General features: G+C 73.0%; 16 protein-coding genes and 1 tRNA gene. 5 read left to right on the top strand and 12 right to left on the bottom strand.

Annotated elements, in window-relative coordinates; all coding sequences use genetic code 11:
* Positions 1–14: 14 nt before the first annotated feature.
* From BJZ21_RS01645 to BJZ21_RS20550, 7 genes are all read right to left on the bottom strand, one after another.
* Positions 15–1,322 carry a nickel pincer cofactor-dependent isomerase, group 22 gene (locus BJZ21_RS01645; protein WP_179662165.1) on the bottom strand — a complete coding sequence of 436 codons (1,308 nt, stop codon included), beginning with the start codon at positions 1,320–1,322 and terminating at the stop codon, positions 15–17.
* Positions 1,315–3,069, bottom strand: coding sequence for a dihydroxy-acid dehydratase (locus tag BJZ21_RS01650; protein WP_179662166.1), 1,755 nt, complete (start codon positions 3,067–3,069; stop codon positions 1,315–1,317). The genes BJZ21_RS01645 and BJZ21_RS01650 overlap by 8 nt, the downstream gene beginning before the upstream one ends.
* The gene (locus tag BJZ21_RS01655) at positions 3,066–4,130 is read right to left on the bottom strand and encodes a LacI family DNA-binding transcriptional regulator (protein WP_179662167.1); all 1,065 of its coding nucleotides are present in this window, start codon (positions 4,128–4,130) and stop codon (positions 3,066–3,068) included. The genes BJZ21_RS01650 and BJZ21_RS01655 overlap by 4 nt, the downstream gene beginning before the upstream one ends.
* 16 nt (positions 4,131–4,146) lie before the next feature.
* A complete protein-coding gene (locus BJZ21_RS01660; RefSeq protein WP_179662168.1) occupies positions 4,147–4,914 on the bottom strand; it encodes an MBL fold metallo-hydrolase in 768 nt (255 codons plus the stop codon).
* On the bottom strand, positions 4,911–6,233 hold the full coding sequence (locus tag BJZ21_RS01665) for an MFS transporter (protein ID WP_179662169.1): 1,323 nt from the start codon (positions 6,231–6,233) through the stop codon (positions 4,911–4,913). Before BJZ21_RS01665 ends, BJZ21_RS01660 begins: the two co-directional genes overlap by 4 nt.
* 141 nt (positions 6,234–6,374) lie before the next feature.
* The gene (locus tag BJZ21_RS01670; protein WP_179662170.1) at positions 6,375–6,977 is read right to left on the bottom strand and encodes a LysE family transporter; all 603 of its coding nucleotides are present in this window, start codon (positions 6,975–6,977) and stop codon (positions 6,375–6,377) included.
* Between the two features lie 22 nt (positions 6,978–6,999).
* A complete protein-coding gene (locus BJZ21_RS20550) occupies positions 7,000–7,203 on the bottom strand; it encodes a DUF6458 family protein (protein ID WP_218851227.1) in 204 nt (67 codons plus the stop codon).
* 96 nt (positions 7,204–7,299) lie between these two features.
* On the opposite strand from BJZ21_RS20550, the gene BJZ21_RS01675 reads away from it, so the two are divergent.
* Both BJZ21_RS01675 and BJZ21_RS01680 read left to right on the top strand, forming a co-directional pair.
* Positions 7,300–10,023, top strand: a complete 2,724-nt coding sequence (locus tag BJZ21_RS01675; protein WP_218851228.1) for a cation-translocating P-type ATPase — start codon at positions 7,300–7,302, stop codon at positions 10,021–10,023.
* Positions 10,024–10,109: 86 nt separating this feature from the next.
* On the top strand, positions 10,110–10,565 hold the full coding sequence (locus tag BJZ21_RS01680) for a DUF6174 domain-containing protein (RefSeq protein ID WP_179662172.1): 456 nt from the start codon (positions 10,110–10,112) through the stop codon (positions 10,563–10,565).
* A 170-nt stretch (positions 10,566–10,735) separates the two neighbouring features.
* Here BJZ21_RS01680 and BJZ21_RS01685 read toward each other — a convergent pair whose 3' ends face one another.
* Positions 10,736–12,610, bottom strand: coding sequence for an acyl-CoA dehydrogenase C-terminal domain-containing protein (locus BJZ21_RS01685; RefSeq protein WP_179662173.1), 1,875 nt, complete (start codon positions 12,608–12,610; stop codon positions 10,736–10,738).
* A gap of 256 nt (positions 12,611–12,866) precedes the next feature.
* Here BJZ21_RS01685 and BJZ21_RS01690 point away from each other — a divergent pair, with 256 nt between their 5' ends.
* Complete coding sequence (locus BJZ21_RS01690) at positions 12,867–13,325, top strand: RrF2 family transcriptional regulator (protein WP_179662174.1); 459 nt, start codon at positions 12,867–12,869, stop codon at positions 13,323–13,325.
* Positions 13,326–13,349: 24 nt separating this feature from the next.
* On the opposite strand, the gene BJZ21_RS01695 is transcribed toward BJZ21_RS01690, so the two are convergent.
* On the bottom strand, positions 13,350–13,997 hold the full coding sequence (locus BJZ21_RS01695) for a DUF2461 domain-containing protein (RefSeq protein ID WP_179662175.1): 648 nt from the start codon (positions 13,995–13,997) through the stop codon (positions 13,350–13,352).
* Positions 13,998–14,225: 228 nt separating this feature from the next.
* Between BJZ21_RS01695 and BJZ21_RS01700 the strand changes: the two genes are divergently transcribed.
* Positions 14,226–14,909, top strand: a complete 684-nt coding sequence (locus tag BJZ21_RS01700; protein ID WP_179662176.1) for a SemiSWEET family transporter — start codon at positions 14,226–14,228, stop codon at positions 14,907–14,909.
* Positions 14,910–14,938: 29 nt separating this feature from the next.
* Here BJZ21_RS01700 and BJZ21_RS01705 read toward each other — a convergent pair whose 3' ends face one another.
* A complete protein-coding gene (locus tag BJZ21_RS01705; RefSeq protein ID WP_179662177.1) occupies positions 14,939–16,114 on the bottom strand; it encodes a hypothetical protein in 1,176 nt (391 codons plus the stop codon).
* On the bottom strand, positions 16,114–17,346 hold the full coding sequence (locus BJZ21_RS01710; RefSeq protein WP_179662178.1) for a C39 family peptidase: 1,233 nt from the start codon (positions 17,344–17,346) through the stop codon (positions 16,114–16,116). Before BJZ21_RS01710 ends, BJZ21_RS01705 begins: the two co-directional genes overlap by 1 nt.
* 260 nt (positions 17,347–17,606) lie before the next feature.
* On the opposite strand from BJZ21_RS01710, the gene BJZ21_RS01715 reads away from it, so the two are divergent.
* Positions 17,607–18,044: an ester cyclase gene (locus BJZ21_RS01715; protein ID WP_179662179.1), complete on the top strand. Its 438-nt coding sequence runs from the start codon at positions 17,607–17,609 to the stop codon at positions 18,042–18,044.
* Positions 18,045–18,079: 35 nt separating this feature from the next.
* Here the strand turns inward: BJZ21_RS01715 and BJZ21_RS01720 are convergent.
* A tRNA-Gly gene (locus BJZ21_RS01720) sits at positions 18,080–18,155 on the bottom strand.
* Positions 18,156–18,158: the final 3 nt, after the last annotated feature.

Consider the following 18,158-nt stretch of genomic DNA (forward strand, 5'->3'; position numbering starts at 1 on the left):
CGGCGGCCGGGGCCTCACCAGGCCCCGAGCTCCCCCTCGGCTCCGAACAGGGCGGTGCGCTCGGCCCGGTCGTCGTAGGCCTGCCGCGCCTCCTCCAGCAGCGGCTCGGTGACCAGCAGGTCGTCGAGGTGCAGGGTGTTCCTGATCCGGGCCACCCGGAGCCGGCTCGGGTCGGCCACGTCGCAGGTGAGGATGGCCGCGGCGACCGCGTCGGCGTCGTCGGCCAGGGTGATCGGGATCTGGGCGCGCTGCACCCCCTGGGACCCGGCGGTCAGCGTGTTCGCGTAGGTCGCGACCGGGTCCACGCCGGCCAGCGCCCGGGCCGGGATGAAGTCCGCGAGCCCGAGGCCCACGGCGTTGCCGTGCGACTGCGCGGTGACCTCGAGGCAGACGATGTTGGTGACCCTCGGCGTGGGGATCTCCGGCATGCCGCGCACCATCCGGCGGCCGATCACGTTGGTGTCCATGCCGGTGCCCGAGAAGTTCTTGCCCATCGCGTCCACGATCAGCACGTCGAGCTGGTCGAACGGCAGCCGGGGCTCGTGCTGCTTGGCCTGCACCAGCAGCTCGGCCTCGCGCGCTCCGCCGATCCCGTCGGCGTCCACGAACTCGACGACCGCCAGCTCCTTGGTCTCGGTCTCCACCAGCGCCACCCCGCCGAGCACCGGACGGACCGCGCAGATGTGCCGGGCCGCGGCGCGGATCCGGCGCTCGATCTGGGTGGGCCCGAGCCGGTGGAGCTCCTCGGCGCCGTGCTGCTTGCCGAACCCGATCGCCAGCATCTTGGCCAGCCCGGACTCCACCTGCCCGCTGAACGAGGTGTGGCTCTTGAGCCGGTTGGTGAGCACGATGTGGTCGGCCACGGCGGCGTAGGCGTCGATGGCCACGTCGATGTCCTCGACCCGTCCCAGCGAGACGGTCTCCATCGTGGCCCGCACCGGCGCGCCGACCGCTTCCTCGGTGACCCCCAGCGAGGCCAGGGTCTGGCGCTGCCCGTCGGCGTCGGCGCCGCCGTGGGACCCCATGGCCGGGACGACGAACGGCTCGGCGCCGATCTCGCGCAGCGCCCGGACCATGCCCGTCACCACGCCGCCGATGTCGTTGATGCCGCGGCTGCCGACGCCGATCGCGACCGAGTCGCCGGGGCGCACCGCGCCCAGGTGCGGCCGCAGCGCGGCGTACGCGCGCTCCGCGGGGTCGCCCGCCGGCGCTGTCCGGGGCGACCGTCGCCGCAGCCGGTGCAGGGTCAGGTTCGGGGCCCGGCGACCGAGGAGGTCGGAGAGGCGCGGCGCGTCCAGCCGGGGTGCGGAGAAGTCACTCACCGGCCGGCCCCATGAAGTCCAGGTCGGCGCCGAGGTGGGCCTGCTGCACGGTCTCGGCGTACAACCGGCGCCAGCCCCGGGCCGGCGGCTGTGGAGGCCGCAGCTCCGCGCGCCGGGCCTCGAGCTCCTGCTCCGGCACGAGCAGCTCGATGCGGCGCTGCGGGGCGTCCAGGCGGATCAGGTCGCCGTCCCGGACCAGCGCGAGCGGGCCGCCGACCGCGGCCTCGGGCGCGCAGTGCAGCACCACGGTGCCGTAGGAGGTGCCGCTCATCCGGGCGTCGGAGACGCGGACCATGTCGGTGACGCCCTGGGCTGCCAGGTGCTTCGGGATCGGCAGCGACCCGGCCTCCGGCATCCCGGCGCCGACCGGGCCGGCGTTGCGGAGGACCAGCACGTGCTCGGCGGTGATCCCGGAGTCGGGGTCGTCGAGCCGGGCGACGGCGTCGGCGGGGGAGTCGAACACCGCGGCCGGGCCGGTGTGCTCGAGCAGCTCGGGCGAGGCCGCGGAGACCTTCAGCACCGCTCCGTCCGGCGCGAGCGACCCGCGCAGCACCGCCAGCGCGCCGGCGTCTCCGAGCGGGTCGGCCGGGGTGCGGATGGTGTCCTGCCAGGTCGCCGGCGGCTCGACGCCCGCCAGCAGCTCCCGCAGCGGCACCCCGAGGACGCCGACGGTGTCGAGGTGGAGGTGGTCGCGCAGCGCCGTCAGCAGGACCGGGACGCCCCCGGCGCGGTGGAAGTCCTCCATGTAGCCGCGGCCGGACGGCTTGAGGTCCAGCAGCAGCGGGATGCGTCGGGCCACCTCGTCGAAGTCGTCCAGGGTCAGGTCGACGCCGGCCCGGCGCGCGATCGCGAGCAGGTGCACGACGGCGTTGGTGGACCCACCGATCGCCGCCAGCACGGTCAGCGCGTTCTCGAACGCCTCCCGGGTGAGGATGTCCCGCGCCACGGTGCCGGTGCGCGCGAGCTCCACGGCGCGACGACCGGTGGCGGTCGCGTGCCGCAGCCGCTCACCGGTGGCGGACGGCGGGGTGGCGCCGCCGGGCAGCATCATGCCGAGCGTCTCGGCCATGGCGGCCATCGTGGAGGCGGTGCCCATGACCATGCAGGTGCCGGGGGTGGTCGCCAGCGCGCCCTGCACCTCCTCGGTCTCCTGCTCGTCCAGCTCGCCGGCCCGGTGCTTGGCCCACATCCGCCGGCAGTCGGTGCAGGCCCCGAGCCGCTCACCGCGCCAGGTGCTCGTGATCATCGGCCCGGTCACCTCGACGATGGCCGGCACGTCGCCGGAGGCGGCCGCCATGAGCTGGGCGGGCACGGTCTTGTCGCACCCGCCGATGAGCACGACCGCGTCCATCGGCTGCGCGGCCACCATCTCCTCGGTCTCCATGGCCATCAGGTTCCGGAACAGCATCGAGGTCGGCGACAACAGGATCTCGCCGAGGCTGATGGTCGGGAAGACCATCGGCAGGCCGCCGGCCTCGAGCACGCCCTGCTTGACGCTGTCCACGATCTGCGGCATCTGCCGGTGGCAGGGGTTGAAGTCGGAGCTGGTGTCGACGACGCCGACGACCGGCCGGGCGAGATCCTCGCGGTCGCGACCGGAGCCGGCCAGGAAGGCGCCGCGGAGGAACCCGCTGAAGCCCTCATCGCCGTACGACGTGACCGCGCGCCGGCGGGGCGCCGACGGCTCGCCCCCACCGGGCCGGCTCCCGGCCGTCTCCGTGGCGGGCTGGGACTCGGGGTGGCTCATGCGACTGGCTCCTGGGGGTTCTTCGAGGTCGGCGTCGCGGTCGACGCCAGGGTCTTGATCGAGGCGCGGATCTTCAGCTGTCCGGGGACCCGCACGACGGTGGGGTGGTCGGGCGGCGCCTGCCCGGCCTCGTTCAGGTGGCGGACCAGGAGGCGGCAGACCTCGTAGGCCATGGCGTCGTGGGGGCGTTCGAAGCTGGTCAGCGGGGGGTTGTAGAGCCGGTGCCACGGGAAGTCGGTGAAGGTGACCAGGGACAGGTCCTCCGGGATCGAGAGCCGCAGGTCGGCGACCGCCTCCAGCGCACCCAGCACCAGCACGTTCGCGGGCACGATGACCGCCGACGGCGGTTCCGGCAGCGCCATGATCTGGCGCAGCGCGTCGCGGCCCCAGGCCTCGGAGTACTCCTTGGCGTAGACGAGGTCGGCGTCGAACCGTACCCCCGCGTCCTCGAACGCCGCCCGCAGTCCGGCCAGCCGCTCCGTCGCGGTGGACTCCCGCGGCTGGGCGGTGATCATGGCGATCCGCGTGTGGCCGTGCCCGAGCAGGGTGCCGGCCAGCTGGTGGATGCCCTCGAAGTCGTTGCAGCACACCGCGTCGGTGCGCTCGTCGGCCGAGTGGCGGTTCACCTCGACGACGTAGGGCCCCTCGACCCCGGCCTCGGCGTACACCTCCTGGGCGCTGCGCCCGCTGGTGGGGGCGTGCACGATCGCGGCGACCGGCAGGCTCTGCAGGCGCAGGAGGTGCTCGCGCTCGACGGCGGGGTCCTCCCCGTGCAGGCACATGATGACCTGGTAGCCCTCCTCGCCGAGGGTCTTCTGGATGCGGGTGGAGATGCCGGCATAGAAGTGGCTGTCGACGTTGGGCAGCACCAGCCCGACCAGCGAGGACCGGTTGCTCTTCAGCGCGCGGGCCGTGGCGTTGGGCCGGTACCCGACCGCGACCGCGGCCTGCTGGACGCGCTCGCGGGTGTGCGGGTCCACGCGCGGGTGGCCGGAGAGGGCCCGCGACGCCGTGGCGATCGAGACCCCGGCGTGTGCGGCGACCGCCTTCAGCGTGGCCATCGAACCGTCCCCCTCCTCACGCCAGCGACCGGCGCACCGGCGCACCATGCTCGCCCACATAGGCCACGACATCACAGTCCAGGGGCTCCAGGATCGTCACGTCCCCGTCCCGCCAGCCCAGGCGTACGTCGTGGCCCGGCACCAGCGCGCTGCCCGGGTCGCCGGCGAGCCGGTCCCGCAGCCCGAGGATCGACGCGCGGCTGGCGTCCGGGTCCAGCGTGGACTCCGCCTCGCCGGTCGCGAGCTCCCGGCGGTTCTTCACGGCGTCGCCGGCGAACAGCAGGTCGCCGTGGGTGGTGGGGACCTGGTAGGCGACGTGGCCGGGCGTGTGGCCGGGAGTCGCGAGCACGCTGATCCCCGGGAGCGGCTGCTCGCCGTCGCGCACCAGCAGCAGCTGGTCGCGCACCCGCTGCAGCTTCTCCACGTGCACGTCGGGCACGTGGAGGGTGCCGGCGGGCTGCCGGGAGGCCCAGTCGAGCTCGGCCTCGGCCACCACCACCTGGGCGCTGTCGAACATGGTGAAGTTGCAGACGTGGTCCCAGTGCAGGTGGGTCACCAGGACATGGGTGACGTCGCCGGGCCGAAGGCCGAGCTCGGCGAGCCCGGCCTTGAGCAGGCTGACGTACGCCGGCGGGCCGGTGTCCACCAGGACCGTGGCACCCGCGGCCTGCACCAGGTAGACCGAGCTCCACCCCATGCCGACGTGGGTCGTCGACCGGCCGGGGAAGCCGGTCGCCAGCCGGTGCGCCGAGTAGCGGACCGGCGCGGTCGGGGACTCGCTCACGCGGTCACCGCCCCCGCCGGCTGCAGCGGCCGCCGCGACAACACGGTGGTGACCCCGCTGCCGACGAACAGCAGCACCGCGGCGACGATGAACGGCCAGGTGTAGCTGCCGGTCCAGTCGACCAGGTAGCCGGTCACGATCGGGGCGAGCAGGCCGAACGCGTTGCCGCCCAGCGTCATCAGCCCGAACACGCGACCCGCCGAGGCGCGGTCCACGGTCAGGTCCCCGCCGAGCGCGTAGTTCAGCGAGATCGAGGAGATGGCGGCGACGAGCACCCACGAGATCAGCACGACGACCAGGACGGTGCTCGTGACCCACGGCAGCGCGAGCAGCGGGAGGCCGAGCAGCATCATCACGATCAGGGAGGTCCGCCGGGCGCCGCCGCTGACGTCCTTGCCGCGCAGCGAACGGTCGCTCACCGCCGCCGCGATCAGGCTGCCCACGGCCGCGACCCCGTAGGTCACGCCGGTCACCCAGCCGGCGCCGAGGTCCGCGAAGCCGCGGGTGTCCACCAGGTAGAGCGGCAGGAAGGACAGGAACAGGTAGTTGGTGTAGACCGCGCACCCCTGGGTCACCATCAGGCCCCACATCGTCCTGGTGCGCAGCAGGGATCCCAGCCCCATGGGGATCGCGCGGGCGGCCTCGGCGGTGTCGCGGGTGGCGAGGATGTGGTCCCGCTCGTCGCCGGCGAGCCACCGGCTCGCCTCCGGCTTGCTGTAGATCGCGAACCAGACCAGCCCGACCAGCACGCCGAACCCGCCCAGGATGAAGAACGAGGTGCGCCAGCCCGCGGTGCTGACGAGGTAGGCGGCCACGACCGCGCCGACCGCAGGCCCCGCGAGCTGGCCGGCGTTGAGCAATCCGCTGAACCGCCCGCGCTCGGTGGCCGGGGCCCACTCCCGGATCACCAGGTTGCCGGCCGGGAAGACCGGCGACTCGCCGACGCCCATCACCAGGCGCGCCACGATCAGGGATCCGAAGCCGACCACCAGCCCGGTGCCGCCCGCGCCGAGCGACCAGAGCACGATCGCCAGCGGCAGCATCACCCTGGTCCCGACCCGGTCCGCGAGGACGCCCACGGGGACCAGGCACAGGGCGTAGGTCCAGCTGAACGCCGAGGAGGCGATCCCGAACTGGCCGTTGGAGAGCCCGAACGCGTCGATGATGTGCGGCGCGGCCACCGACATGTTCACCCGGTCGATGTAGCCCAGCGTGATGATCAGCAGCAGGCCGAACGCGATGACCAGGCGGCGGTTCCCGGTCCCCGGGGCCACCGATTGCCGGCTCGTCGTCCCGGTCAGGGCGTCGGACGATGTCATGTGAACCACCTATGCAAAAAGTGTGGAAACGTTTTCACGATTGTGACGGCCAACACTCGCGGGTGGTCCCGCGGTTGTCAAGGCCCCTCAGTGGGCCCGGGCGCCTGCGTCCCCGGCCGTCTGCCGAGGCCCGGCGAGGGGTCACCCCAGCGCCAGCCGGACGGCGATCACCAGCATCACGACCCCGATGAGCGTGTCGAGCACCCGCCAGGCGCCGGGCCGGGCGAGCAGCGGCGCGAGCAGCCGGGCGCCGTACCCGAGGCCGGTGAACCACGCCGTGCTCGCCACGCACGCCCCGAGGGCGAACCACCACCGGCCGGCATCGCCCTCGTGGTTGGCGACGGTGCCGAGCAGGAGCACCGTGTCGAGGTAGACGTGCGGGTTCAGCCAGGTGAGCGCCACGGTCCGGCCGGTGGCCGCGCGCAGTGAGGTGACGCCGCCGGAGGAGGCCCGCAGCGACTCGGTCCGCCGGGCCCGCAGCAGCGACCCGACGCCGTACCACCCGAGGAAGGCGGCGCCGAGCCAGCGCACCACCGTCAGCGCCGCCGGCGCGGCCTCGACGACCGAGCCGATGCCGGCGACCCCGGCGAGGATCAGCACCACGTCGGAGGCGGTGCAGATCGTCACCACCGCGCCGACGTGCTCGCGCGCGAGCCCCTGCCGCAGCACGTAGGCGTTCTGGGCGCCGATGGCGACGATGAGGGACAGGCCGGTCAGCAGGCCGGCGAGGGAGGCGTCGAGCACCTGGCGAACGCTACGGTCCGGCTCAGCCGTCGTGTCGCTGCTCGACGTGCGAGCGCCGGCGCCCGGTGGTGAGGAACAGCGCCAGGCCCAGCACCCCGACCACGACGCAGATCCAGCCCACCACGCCGGTGTCGACGACGTCGGTGACCGCCGAGGGCAGGTCGACCGCGCCGGTGAGGAGGACCAGCCCGATCACGAGCAGGACGACTCCGACTCCCAGACCCATGGCCCGACGGTACGCCCCGGGGGCGACCTTCGGCCCTGCCCCACGCCGGGCCGGTCGCGTAGGGCTGGAGCAGCGCCCGCGGCGAGAGGGGACCAGGTGGCCGAGCAGGGACGCCTCGTCGACCCCGAGGAGGCGCTGGACCGGCTGCTGCGGGACCTGCGCAGCCGCCCGGAGGGGCTCACCGACCGCGAGGCCGCCCGCCGGCTCGAGGTGAGCGGGCGCAACGAGCTGGTACGCCGGGCGCGCCGCACCTGGCCGGGCCAGCTCGGGCGCCAGCTGGTGCACCCGCTGGCGCTGCTGCTCTGGGCGGCCGCGGCGCTGGCCTGGGTCGGGGGCACCCCGCCGCTGTCGGTCGCGATCGTCGGCGTGGTGCTGCTCAACGCGGGCTTCGCGTTCGTCCAGGAGCGGCATGCCGAGCGCGCGGTCGAGGCGCTGACCGAGTACCTCCCGCCCCGGGCGACCGTGCGCCGGGACGGGGAGGTGCGCAGCGTCGACGCGCGCGAGCTGGTGCCCGGCGACGTGATCGTGGTGGCCGAGGGCGACCGGGTCTCCGCAGATGCGCGGCTGCTCGAGGGGAGCGTGGAGCTGGACATCTCCACGCTGACCGGCGAGTCGTTGCCGGTGCTGCGCACGCCGCTGCCCGGCTACCACCACGGCCCGCTGCTGGAGGCGCGCGACATCGTCTTCAGCGGCACCGGCTGCACCGAGGGCGAGGCCACCGCCGTGGTCTTCGCGACCGGCATGAACACCGAGCTCGGGCGGATCGCGGCGCTCAGCCAGCGCAGCGAGTACACCGAGAGCCCACTGGAGACCCAGGTCAAGCGGGTGGCGTGGCTGATCGCCGCCGTCGCGGTGACGATGGGCGTCGGGTTCATCCCGCTGGGGACCCTGCTCGGTGGGCTCACCCTCGCCGACACCGTGAACTTCGCGATCGGGCTGCTCGTCGCCAACGTCCCCGAGGGACTGCTGCCGACGATCACCCTGGCCCTGGCCGTCGGCGTCCGCCTGCTGGCCCGCCAGGGCGCCCTGGTCAAGCGCATCTCCGCGGTGGAGACCCTCGGCTCCACGAGCGTGATCTGCACCGACAAGACCGGCACGCTGACGCTCAACTCCATGCGCGTGGTCCGCGCCTGGAGCGGGGACGGCGAGCACGACCTCACGGCCCCGCCCGCCGCCCCGCCCGCCGCCCCGTCCGACCTCGTACGACGCCTCGCGGCCGCCGGCACCGCCTGCAACAACGCCCGGTGGGACCCGGCCGACCCCGACCGTCGGGGCGGCGACCCGACCGAGCTCGCGCTGCTCTACCTGGCCGACGCCGTCGGGGTGCCGGTCGACTCCGGGCACCCGACCCGGCGGGCGCAGTTCCACTTCGACCCGGCGCTGCGCCGGATGTCCACGGTCGACGAGGTGGACGACCGGCTGCTGCTGCGCTGCAAGGGTGCTCCGGAGGAGGTGCTGCCGCGCTGCAGCCTGGTCGCGAACGGCGAGGGCGCCGTGCCGTTCACCGAGGAGCTGCACCTCGACGTGGCCGCCCTGATCGACCGCTGGGCCCGGCAGGGCCTGCGGGTGCTCGCCCTGGCTGAGCGGGCCGTCGCGCCGGGGGAGCTGGACGGGCTGGGCCGCGAGGCCGCGGAGTCGGGGCTGACCCTGCTCGGCCTGGTCGCGATGGTCGACCCGCCGCGACCCGAGGTGCGGGACGCGGTCACGAGGTGTCACACCGCGGGCATCCGGCTGCTGGTCGTCACCGGCGACCACGGCCTGACCGCGCGCGCCATCGCCCGCCAGGTCGGCATCGGCACCGACCGCACCCGGGTCGTGACCGGCGCGGAGCTGGAACGGATGCCCGAGGCCGACCTCGACGCGTTGCTGGCCGAGAACGAGGAGCTGATCTTCGCCCGGAGCTCCCCGGAGGCGAAGCTGCGGATCGGCGACGCCCTGCAGTCCCAGGGGCATGTGGTGGCGATGACCGGAGACGGCGTCAACGACGCGCCGGCGCTGCGCAAGGCCAGCATCGGGGTCGCCATGGGCCGCTCCGGCACCGATGTGGCCCGCGAGGCCGCGACGATGGTGCTGACCGACGACAACTTCGCCACGATCGTCAGTGCCGTGCAGGCCGGGCGCCGCGTCTACGACAACGTTCGCAAGTTCATCGTCTACATCTTCGCCCACGCCACGCCCGAGGTGGTGCCGTTCCTGCTCTACGCGCTTGCCGGCGGGCACATCCCGTTGCCGCTGACCGTCATGCAGATCCTCGCGATCGACCTCGGGACCGAGACCCTGCCCGCGCTCGCGCTGGGCCGCGAGCCGGCGGAGCAGGGGATCATGGAGCGACCGCCGAGACGTCGGGGCCAGAACGTGATCGACGCCGCCATGCTCGGCCGCGCCTGGGGGCTGATGGGCGGCACGACCGCGCTGCTGGTGATCGCGCTGTTCCTGGCGACCCTGGTCCAGGGCGGCTGGGGCTGGGGCGACAGCGTCTCCAGCGGACCGCTGCACCACGTGTGGGTGCAGGCCACGACGATGTCCTTCCTGGCGATCGTCGCCTGCCAGATCGGCACCGCGGTCGCCTCGCGCACCGAGCGCGCCTCGCTGGCGCAGACCGGGCTGCTCACCAACCCCCTGCTGCTGTGGGGGATCGCCTCCGAGCTGGTCTTCGCCGGGTTCGTGGTGCTGCTGCCGCCGCTGCAGCCGGTGTTCGGGACCACGGCACCGCAGTGGTGGCAGGTCGCGCTGCTGGTCCCGATGCCGTTCCTGGTGTGGGGCGTCGACGAGGTGTGGCGCTGGAGCGTGCGCCGTCGTACGGCGCCGGTCGAGGGCTGAGAGGGCCGACTCCCGGACGGCTGCCGAGTCTGCATGGCAGGCTGGGGTGCCCCGGCGTGCGGCCGGATGTGACGGGGAGTCCTGCGATGCCACGAGGTAGCGGTCTTTGGTCCACGGCGCCGGCAGTCACGCTGGCCGCGGCCGCGGCCACGATGCTCGCGGTCTCGGGCTGTTCGACCGGCGAGAGGGCGGACCGTCCGCATTTCCAGCCGGACGACTACAGCTACCAGCTCATTGTCAGATGCTTCTGCCTCCACGGTGGGGCCGCGGTCCTCGTCCGCGTCGTCGACGGGCGGGTCGGCTCCGCCGAGTGGGTGGAGGCTCGTCGCGGCGGCACCTTGGCAGGCGAGCCCGAGTCCTTCCAGCGCCTGACCATCAACGACGTGATCGACGCGGCCGAGGACAGGACCGCCGACCGGGTCGACGTCGACTGGCCGGACGGACAGCCGTACCCGACGCGGGTCCTCGTCGACCGGTCGGACAACGGAGCCGACGACGAGATCGAGTACGTCGTGAGCCACGTCGAGGTGGCCGACCCGTGATCCGAGGCGTCCCCGACAGACGCGCTGCGACCTGAGGAAGGACGTGGTCCGGTTTGAACAAACGTTTGTTCAAGGCGGCCGGAAGCCCTCTTTCTCATGGTGTCGCCGAGAACGGCGACGGCCCGCCCGCTCCCGGAGGAGCGGACGGGCCGTCGGGGCAGGGCGCCAGCTCAGAACGCTGCCTCGTCGAGGTCCATGACCGACAGGTCGGTGGCCTCGGCGATGGCCCGCTCCGCGGTCAGCCGCGGCAGGTTGGTGCGCGCGAAGAACTGCGCGGCCGCGACCTTGCCCTCGTAGAAGGCCTGGTCCTTCCCGGGGTTCCCGCCGAGCTTCTCCAGCGCGACCTCGGCCTGGCGCAGCAGCAGCCAGGCGCAGACGACGTCGCCGAGCACCATCAGCAGCCGGGTGGTGTTCAGGCCGACCTTGTAGATGTTGCGCAGGTCGCCGCCGTCGCCGCTCGGGTCGGCCGACATCAGGTCGTTGATCATCGCGCCGACGATCGCGTTGGCGTCCTCGAGCGCGGTGGCGAGCAGCTCGCGCTCGACCTTGAGCCGGCCGTTGCCCGCCCCGCTGTCGACGAAGGCCTGGATCTCGTTCGCCAGGTGGCCCAGCGCCTTGCCCTGGTCCTTGACGATCTTGCGGAAGAAGAAGTCCTGGCCCTGGATCGCGGTGGTGCCCTCGTAGAGCGTGTCGATCTTGGCGTCGCGGACGTACTGCTCGAGCGGGTACTCCTGCAGGAAGCCCGAGCCGCCGAAGGTCTGCAGCGACTCCGTGCCCAGCAGCACCCACGAGCGCTCGGAGCCGTAGCCCTTGACGATCGGCAGCAGCAGGTCGTTGATCTTCTCCGCGAGCTCGTCGCGCTCGCCGGCGTGGTCGGCGAGCATCACCCGGTCCTGCCAGGAGGCGGTGTAGAGCACCAGCGCGCGCATCGCCTCGGCGAACGACTTCTGCACCATCAGCGAGCGGCGCACGTCGGGGTGGTGGGTGATGGTCACGCGCGGCGCGGTCTTGTCCGCGGCCCGGCTCAGGTCGGCGCCCTGGACCCGGTTCTTGGCGTAGTCGAGCGCGTTGAGGTAGCCGGTGCTCAGCGTCGCGATGGCCTTGGTGCCGACCATCATCCGGGCGTTCTCGATGACCTGGAACATCTGCGCGATGCCGTTGTGCACCTCGCCGAGCAGCCAGCCGCGGGCGGGCTCGCCGCCCCCGTTGGCGGGGTCGCCGAAGGTCACCTCGCAGGTGTTGGAGACCTTGATCCCCATCTTGTGCTCGACGTTGGTGACGTAGACGCCGTTGCGCTCGCCGGTCAGCTCGCCGGTCTCGTGGTCGAAGTGGAACTTCGGCACCAGGAACAGCGAGAGGCCCTTGGTGCCGGGGCCGCCGGCGCCCTCGACCCCGACCGGGCGGGCCAGCACGAGGTGCATGATGTTCTCGCTCATGTCGTGCTCGCCCGAGGTGATGAAGCGCTTGACGCCCTCGATGTTCCACGAGCCGTCGTCGTTCGCGGTGGCCTTGGTCCGGCCGGCGCCCACGTCGGACCCGGCGTCGGGCTCGGTGAGCACCATCGTGGTGCCCCACTCCCGCTCGACGATGATCTGGGCGATCCGCTTGTCGCGGTCGTTGCCGTTGCGGTCGATGACGCCGGCGAACGCCGGGCCGCAGCCGTACATCCACACGGGGGCGTTCGAGCCGAGCACCATCTCGGCGATCGCCCAGTTCAGGGTCGACGGCGCCGGGGTGCCGCCGAGCTGCTCGGGGATCTGCAGACGCCAGAACTCCGCGTCCATCCAGGCGCGGTAGCTCTTCTTGAACGACTCGGGGACGGGGGCCTCGTGGGTCTGCGGGTCGAAGACCGGCGGGTTGCGGTCGCTGTCCTCGTACGACGCGGCCAGGTCCTCGCGAGCCAGGCGGTCGACCTCGGCCAGCACCTCGCGCGCGGTCTCGCCGTCCACCTCGGCGAACGGGCCGGCGCCGAGGACCTCGTCGCGGCCGAGCACCTCGAACAGGTTGAACTCGATGTCGCGCAGGTTGCTCTTGTAGTGGCTCACTGATCCACCTTCTCGATGTCGTTGCGGGAGGGCCAGCACGCAGGTCCTACTGACCGGTAACAAAATGATAGGAGGATGGTCGAAGCCCGTGCAAGGCGGGGTGACCGGCATCTCCCGGCCACCCCGATGCAGGCCCCGATCCAGGGGTGGGTGCGGGGGTGGGCCCGGGGGTGGGTCCGGGGCCGGTGCGGGCGGCGCTGCGGGGTCGGTCGCGATGGTCGAGTGTGTGGATCGACTATCTGACAGAATCGAGGCCATGCGCGTCTCTGCGAAGTCCGACTACGCCCTGCGCGCGCTGATCGAGATGGCGGTGCGCGAGGACGGCCGCGCGGTCAGCGCCGAGGAGCTGGGCCGGCTGCAGGACATCCCGCACGGCTTCCTCCAGGCGATCCTGGCCGACCTGCGCAAGGCCGACATCGTGCTGTCGCAGCGCGGGCAGTCCGGGGGCTGGCGGATGGCCCGTGCCGCCGGCGAGGTCTCGGTGGCCGATGTGATCCGGGCGGTGGACGGTCCGCTGGTCTCCGTCTACGGGCTGCGACCCGAGGCGGTCAGCTACAGCGGCTCCGCCGAGGTGCTCCAGCACGTCTGGATCGCGGCCCGGCGCTCGCTGCGCGATGTCTTCGAGCAGGTCTCGATCCAGCAGCTCGCCGACGGCGACCTCCCGGACGCGGTGACCGCGCGCACCGCCGACGAGGACGCCTGGCAGCCGCACTGAGCCCGAGCCGGCGGAGCGGGGTCGTTACTCGCCCCTGAGTCCCTGGACCCACTGCACCAGCGGCCGCAGCGCCCGCCAGTCCTCGCGCACCGCGTCGAGCAGCCCGGGGGTGTGGATGTGCGGCTCGAACCCGTGCGAACGGCCGGCGGTCAGCGTCCGGTGGCGCAGCAGCTCGATCCGCGGATGGTCCACGGTGTAGCCGCGCGGTGAGGTCTTCAGTCGGTCCCCGCCGATCTCGAAGCCCACCGTGGTCAGGCGCGCGAGGAGCTGTTCGAGCTCGGCACCGCGCCGCTCGTCGTCCACCGCCTCCCGGAACGCCGCGAGCCGGGGCGGCGAGGCGTCGTAGAAGCCGGCGCCGGTGCGCACGCCCTGCGCCGAGACCTGGACGTACCAGCCGGTGCTCGGCCCGGCGGCGACGTAGGCGCCCTGGTGGGTCTTGTACGGCGTCTTGTCCTTGCTGAACCGCACGTCGCGGTAGGGGCGGAACACCTTGACGGTCTTCTCGTCGGGCGCGAACTCGGGGGCCAGCGCCGCGGTCAGCGCCACCATCGGCGCGCGCACGGACTGCTCGTAGACGTCCCGGTGCTTCTCCCAGAACGACCGGGTGTTGTCCATCTCCAGGTCGTCGTAGAAGTCCAGCGCAGCCACGGGAATCCCGGTGAACCCATCCATGTCTCGAGCCTAGGGTGCGTCCGCTCGTCGTCACCCGAGCGGAGAGCCGAGGCCCCGGGAGAGGTGATCGAGGACTCGTCGGCGAGCTGGCCCGTTCCGAGGATCTGGGCGCTCCCGGAGTCGTATGATCTCGTCGCAGATCAGGTCACGTGTCCCTGGCAGACGCGCAAGACGGCGGACCGAAGTCGCACCATCCCGCCCACCCCCTGCCTCCCCTGGACGAGCCCCGTGATCCTGCTGCTCGGCGCTGCCGCGTCGCTGTTCTCCCTGTCCGCCACCGTGCCGCAGGTGCTGCGCGCCGCACGCACCCGCTCCGTGGAGGGCGTCTCCTACGTCTCGGTCGTGCTGTCGCTGGCCACCTTCACGCTCTGGGTCGTCTACGCGTTCGCGGTGGCCGACCGGGTGCAGATCGTCAACAACGTGCTCGCGTTCGTGCTGCTGATCGCGCTGGCCGTCGTGGTGGCCCGCACCGGGGGCCGGAGCTCGTGGGCTGCCGTCGGGGCGATCCTCCTCAGCGCCGCCGTCGCCGTCGTGGTGGTGGACGTGCTGAACTCCTTCGTGCTGGCCCTGGCCGCCACCGCCATCAGCTCGGTCCGGATGCTGCCGCAGACCCGCCTCGCGCTCGCGCGGAGGCCGATGAGCGGCCTGGACCCCTGGAGCCTCGTGCTGGGCTGGGTCGGGATGGTCCTGTGGGCGTCGTACGGCGCCGCGGTCGGCGACCTCGGCGTGCTGATCTGCTCGGCGCTGGGCCTGGTCATGCAGTCGGCCATCGTCGCGGTCCGGGTGCCGCCCCGTCGCTCGCTGCAGTCCCTGGCCGAGGGACGGCTCGGGACCCCGGTCGCGCGGCTGGCCTCGCCCCTCGCGCGACGCTTCCCGGCCCCCGCCCCGGTGGGCTACGGGCTGGCCGCCTGAGCTTCCGCGGCGGGCCTGCGCCGGGCTCGTCAGCCGAGGTCGGCGCTGAGCTGGCGGTCGCCGGACTGGGCGCGTGCGGTGATCGTGACCGTGGAGCCCCCGCAGCGCGGCGCCTCGAGGAACGCGTGGCCGCCGCTGGTCCGGTAGACCACGTCGAGGCCGTCACCCGGGGTCCAGCGCAGCAGCGTCGCCGGTCCGTTGTCGGTCTGCGGGTCCCGGGCGAACCAGGCGGCGCCGGCGCACCACGTCAGCGACCCGGACACCGCCGGGCCGAGGTCGGCGTACCCATCGCCGCCGCGGGCGTAGACGTGGGACTCCTCGACCCGCCGCTCGTGCGGGATCACGCTCCACACCGCGCCGTCGCGCGTCAGCAGGCCCTCCCAGCCGTGGCAGTCCGGCACGCCGGGGAACGGGTCGAACCGGATCCCGTCCACGCGGCCGATGGTCCGGCACGAGGGGCGGCTGTCGTCGAAGGCCAGCACCGCGTCGCCGTACGGCGTGATCCGGGCGTTGTTGAACCCGTGGCGAGGCGGGGCGCACCAGCCCAACGTCGAGGTGGCGGTGCCGAGGTCGACCGTGGCCACGCAGTAGTGGCCCTGGTGGATCGTGGCGTGCAGCAGGTGCCCGTCGCCGAGGGCCCAGGCGCCGCCGTTCACGGTGGGGACGTCGGAGCCGCCGTCGAGGGTGAAGCTCTGCTGGTCGTCGGCGACGTTGACGACCTGCGCGACGCTGGGGTGTGCCTCCTGGCGGTCCTGGAGCACCACGACGGCCCAGTCCCCGTCCAGCAGCGCGTCGGAGATCCGCTGGCTCGGGTCGGCGGAGACCGTCGTCGTGCCCGCGCCCGGCGCGGTGATCCTGGCGGTGGTGCCGGCTTGGTCGACCGCGAGGCTGGTCCGGCCGTCCCGGGTCACGGTGGTGTCCACCGGGCCGGGCACCGGTTGCCAGTCCAGCAGCTGCGTGCCGGCCGGGACCGTGGCCGGGTGGGACGAGGACCCGCCCGACCGGGCGGGCGAGGACCCGGCGGCCGAGGGATTGCCGGTCGGACTGCCGGACGGGCTGCCGGAGGACGTGCTCCCGGTGGACGGGGTCGGGGCTGCGGACCGCGACGACGGCGGTGTGGAGCCACCGTCGTCGCAGGCCGAGAGCGCCAGCGACGCGAGCAGCAGCGCGGCGGCCGCGGCGTACCGCCGGTGGCGACCGGCCATCAGACGCCGATGTTGTGCTGGAAGTGCGCCTCGTTGGCCCGGTAGCTCTTGTAGGCCTGACGCCACTGGACCCTGTCGATGTAGGGCTCGGAGGGGTCGAAGCGCTGCTGGTCCCACGGCTCGAAGTAGCCGATCTGGTTGGGCTTGTCGCCGCGCTTGTCGTAGCCCCGGCCGACCTGGAAGTGGCCCGAGGCGTCGTCGTCGAGGTAGGGGTAGTACTTCTTCAGCAGGATCGGGTGCAGGATCACCGGCGCCTTGTAGTCGACGATGTGGCGGAACAGCAGCAGCTGCCACTTGCCGAAGCCGTAGTCGCCGACGTCGAGGGTGATGTAGGCCCCGGCGTGGTCCTTGTCGTCCCAGCCGGTGGCCGCGTTGGTCACCCGGACCATGTCGGTGATCGCGGTGCCGCTGCTGGTGGTGCCGAGCTTGTTCGCCCAGTGCTGCTGGCTGCGCGCGTGGCCGGTCCAGCCCCAGGCGACCATCTGCATCGTGGTCGGGCCGCACCAGTAGGTCTGGTGCTGCTCGGAGACGTCGTGACCGTTGAGGACGTGGGCCTTCTGCGGGTAGTCGCCGCGGGTCTTGCGCTGCTGCCGGGTCGTGCGGCTGCGGGCGGCCGCGGTGCCGTCGGCGGCGAGCATCTCGGGGTGCGCGGCCAGCACCGAGCTCGGGATCGTGACGCCGTCGATGGCGTGGCGCAGCAGCCACACCTTGCCCACCGAGCGGGCCGCGGCGGTGAGCTCGGCGCGCTCGGCGTCGGCGCGGGCCGCGGGGCTCATCCGACCGAAGCGGCGCAAGGTGGCGAGCTCGTCGAGGTCGCCGGTGCTCTCGGTCGCGGCCGGGCGGGCGGCGATGGCTCGGGCCGCGGTGGCCGCCCGGGCCTGGACCTGCGCCTGGGTGCTCTCGGTCCAGCCGGTGTGCAGGCAGTAGCGCTGGCCGTCGAAGTCGGCGCACCGCACCAGGGCCGCGGCCAGGCGGCTCGGCCCGGCGTTCACCGGCACCCGGCCGGGGGCCTGGGCCCGGCCCTGGGCGAGGACCCGGTCGATCTCCGCCTTCAGCTCGGGGGTGAGCCGGCCGCGCGGCGCGGTGTCGGCGGTGGCCAGCGCGCGAGTGGTCCGGTCGCTCGACGCGGCGATCCGGCCCTCGTCGTCCCCGCCGTGCGGGACGAAGGGAGCGGCGGCGAGCAGCAGCGCGAGCGCGCCGACGGCAAGGGTGCGGGGGCGGGGGCGAGACATCGACGACCTCGAGGCGCGACGGGGATGGGACGTACCACTGTCACCTCTGGTCACAGGAGTCGTCAACCTACCCGGTCGTCACATGCGCCACAGGGTCGGCGGAGCGCCCGCGCCGTGGGGCGAGTGTGGCGGTCGGTGCGGGCCGCAGGGCCCCGGCGAATGGCAGGGCGGGGCTCGCGCGGACATGCGCCGTTCGGGCTATGTGGCGGCCGGACGGTGCGGCCTAGCGTGGGCGAGGACGGGGAGAAATGGAGAGTGTCATGTCCGAGGAACTCAAGGCAGCAGCCGCTCGGATGCCGACGGAGGTGTTCAACCAGGGCAGGTTGGAGGTGATCGACGAGGTGGTCCATCCGGACTTCGTCGACCACGGCACGCCCTGGGAAGGCATCTCCAACGACCGCGAAGGTCTCAAGGCGATGGTCGGCGCGATCCGCCGGGCGTTCCCAGACCTCGAGAACACGGTCAACCACGTGGTCGCGGAGGGCGATCTGGTGGCTCAGCACGTGACGACCAGGGGCACGATGCTGGGCGAGCTGGCAGGGATGCCGCCCACCGGGAAGCAGGCGACGTGGGACGCGATGCACCTGGTCCGGTTCCGCGACGGGCAGATCGCGGAGCACTGGGTGGTGGTGGATCAGCTGGGCATGTTCCAGCAGCTCGGGTTCGTGCAGATGTCTGGCCAGCCGCAGCCGGCATAGCCGGCGCAGGTCGCGCTCGTGGGCGCGGCCTGATCTGGAGCGGATGACGAGACTCGAACTCGCGACATCGACCTTGGGAAGGTCGCGCTCTACCAACTGAGCTACATCCGCAGT

Origin of the sequence: Nocardioides panaciterrulae, assembly GCF_013409645.1 — a bacterium.
Classification (GTDB): Bacteria; Actinomycetota; Actinomycetes; order Propionibacteriales; family Nocardioidaceae; genus Nocardioides; species Nocardioides panaciterrulae.

What these genes read in the sequence shown, in the direction of transcription:
- BJZ21_RS01650 (WP_179662166.1), bottom strand. Translation starts at nt 3,069, where the DNA reads ATGAGCCACCCCGAGTCCCAGCCCGCCACGGAGACGGCCGGGAGCCGG.
- BJZ21_RS01655 (WP_179662167.1), bottom strand. Translation starts at nt 4,130, where the DNA reads ATGGCCACGCTGAAGGCGGTCGCCGCACACGCCGGGGTCTCGATCGCC.
- BJZ21_RS01665 (WP_179662169.1), bottom strand. Translation starts at nt 6,233, where the DNA reads ATGACATCGTCCGACGCCCTGACCGGGACGACGAGCCGGCAATCGGTG.
- BJZ21_RS20550 (WP_218851227.1), bottom strand. Translation starts at nt 7,203, where the DNA reads ATGGGTCTGGGAGTCGGAGTCGTCCTGCTCGTGATCGGGCTGGTCCTC.
- BJZ21_RS01680 (WP_179662172.1), top strand. Translation starts at nt 10,110, where the DNA reads ATGCCACGAGGTAGCGGTCTTTGGTCCACGGCGCCGGCAGTCACGCTG.
- BJZ21_RS01690 (WP_179662174.1), top strand. Translation starts at nt 12,867, where the DNA reads ATGCGCGTCTCTGCGAAGTCCGACTACGCCCTGCGCGCGCTGATCGAG.
- BJZ21_RS01695 (WP_179662175.1), bottom strand. Translation starts at nt 13,997, where the DNA reads ATGGATGGGTTCACCGGGATTCCCGTGGCTGCGCTGGACTTCTACGAC.
- BJZ21_RS01705 (WP_179662177.1), bottom strand. Translation starts at nt 16,114, where the DNA reads ATGGCCGGTCGCCACCGGCGGTACGCCGCGGCCGCCGCGCTGCTGCTC.
- BJZ21_RS01710 (WP_179662178.1), bottom strand. Translation starts at nt 17,346, where the DNA reads ATGTCTCGCCCCCGCCCCCGCACCCTTGCCGTCGGCGCGCTCGCGCTG.
- BJZ21_RS01715 (WP_179662179.1), top strand. Translation starts at nt 17,607, where the DNA reads ATGTCCGAGGAACTCAAGGCAGCAGCCGCTCGGATGCCGACGGAGGTG.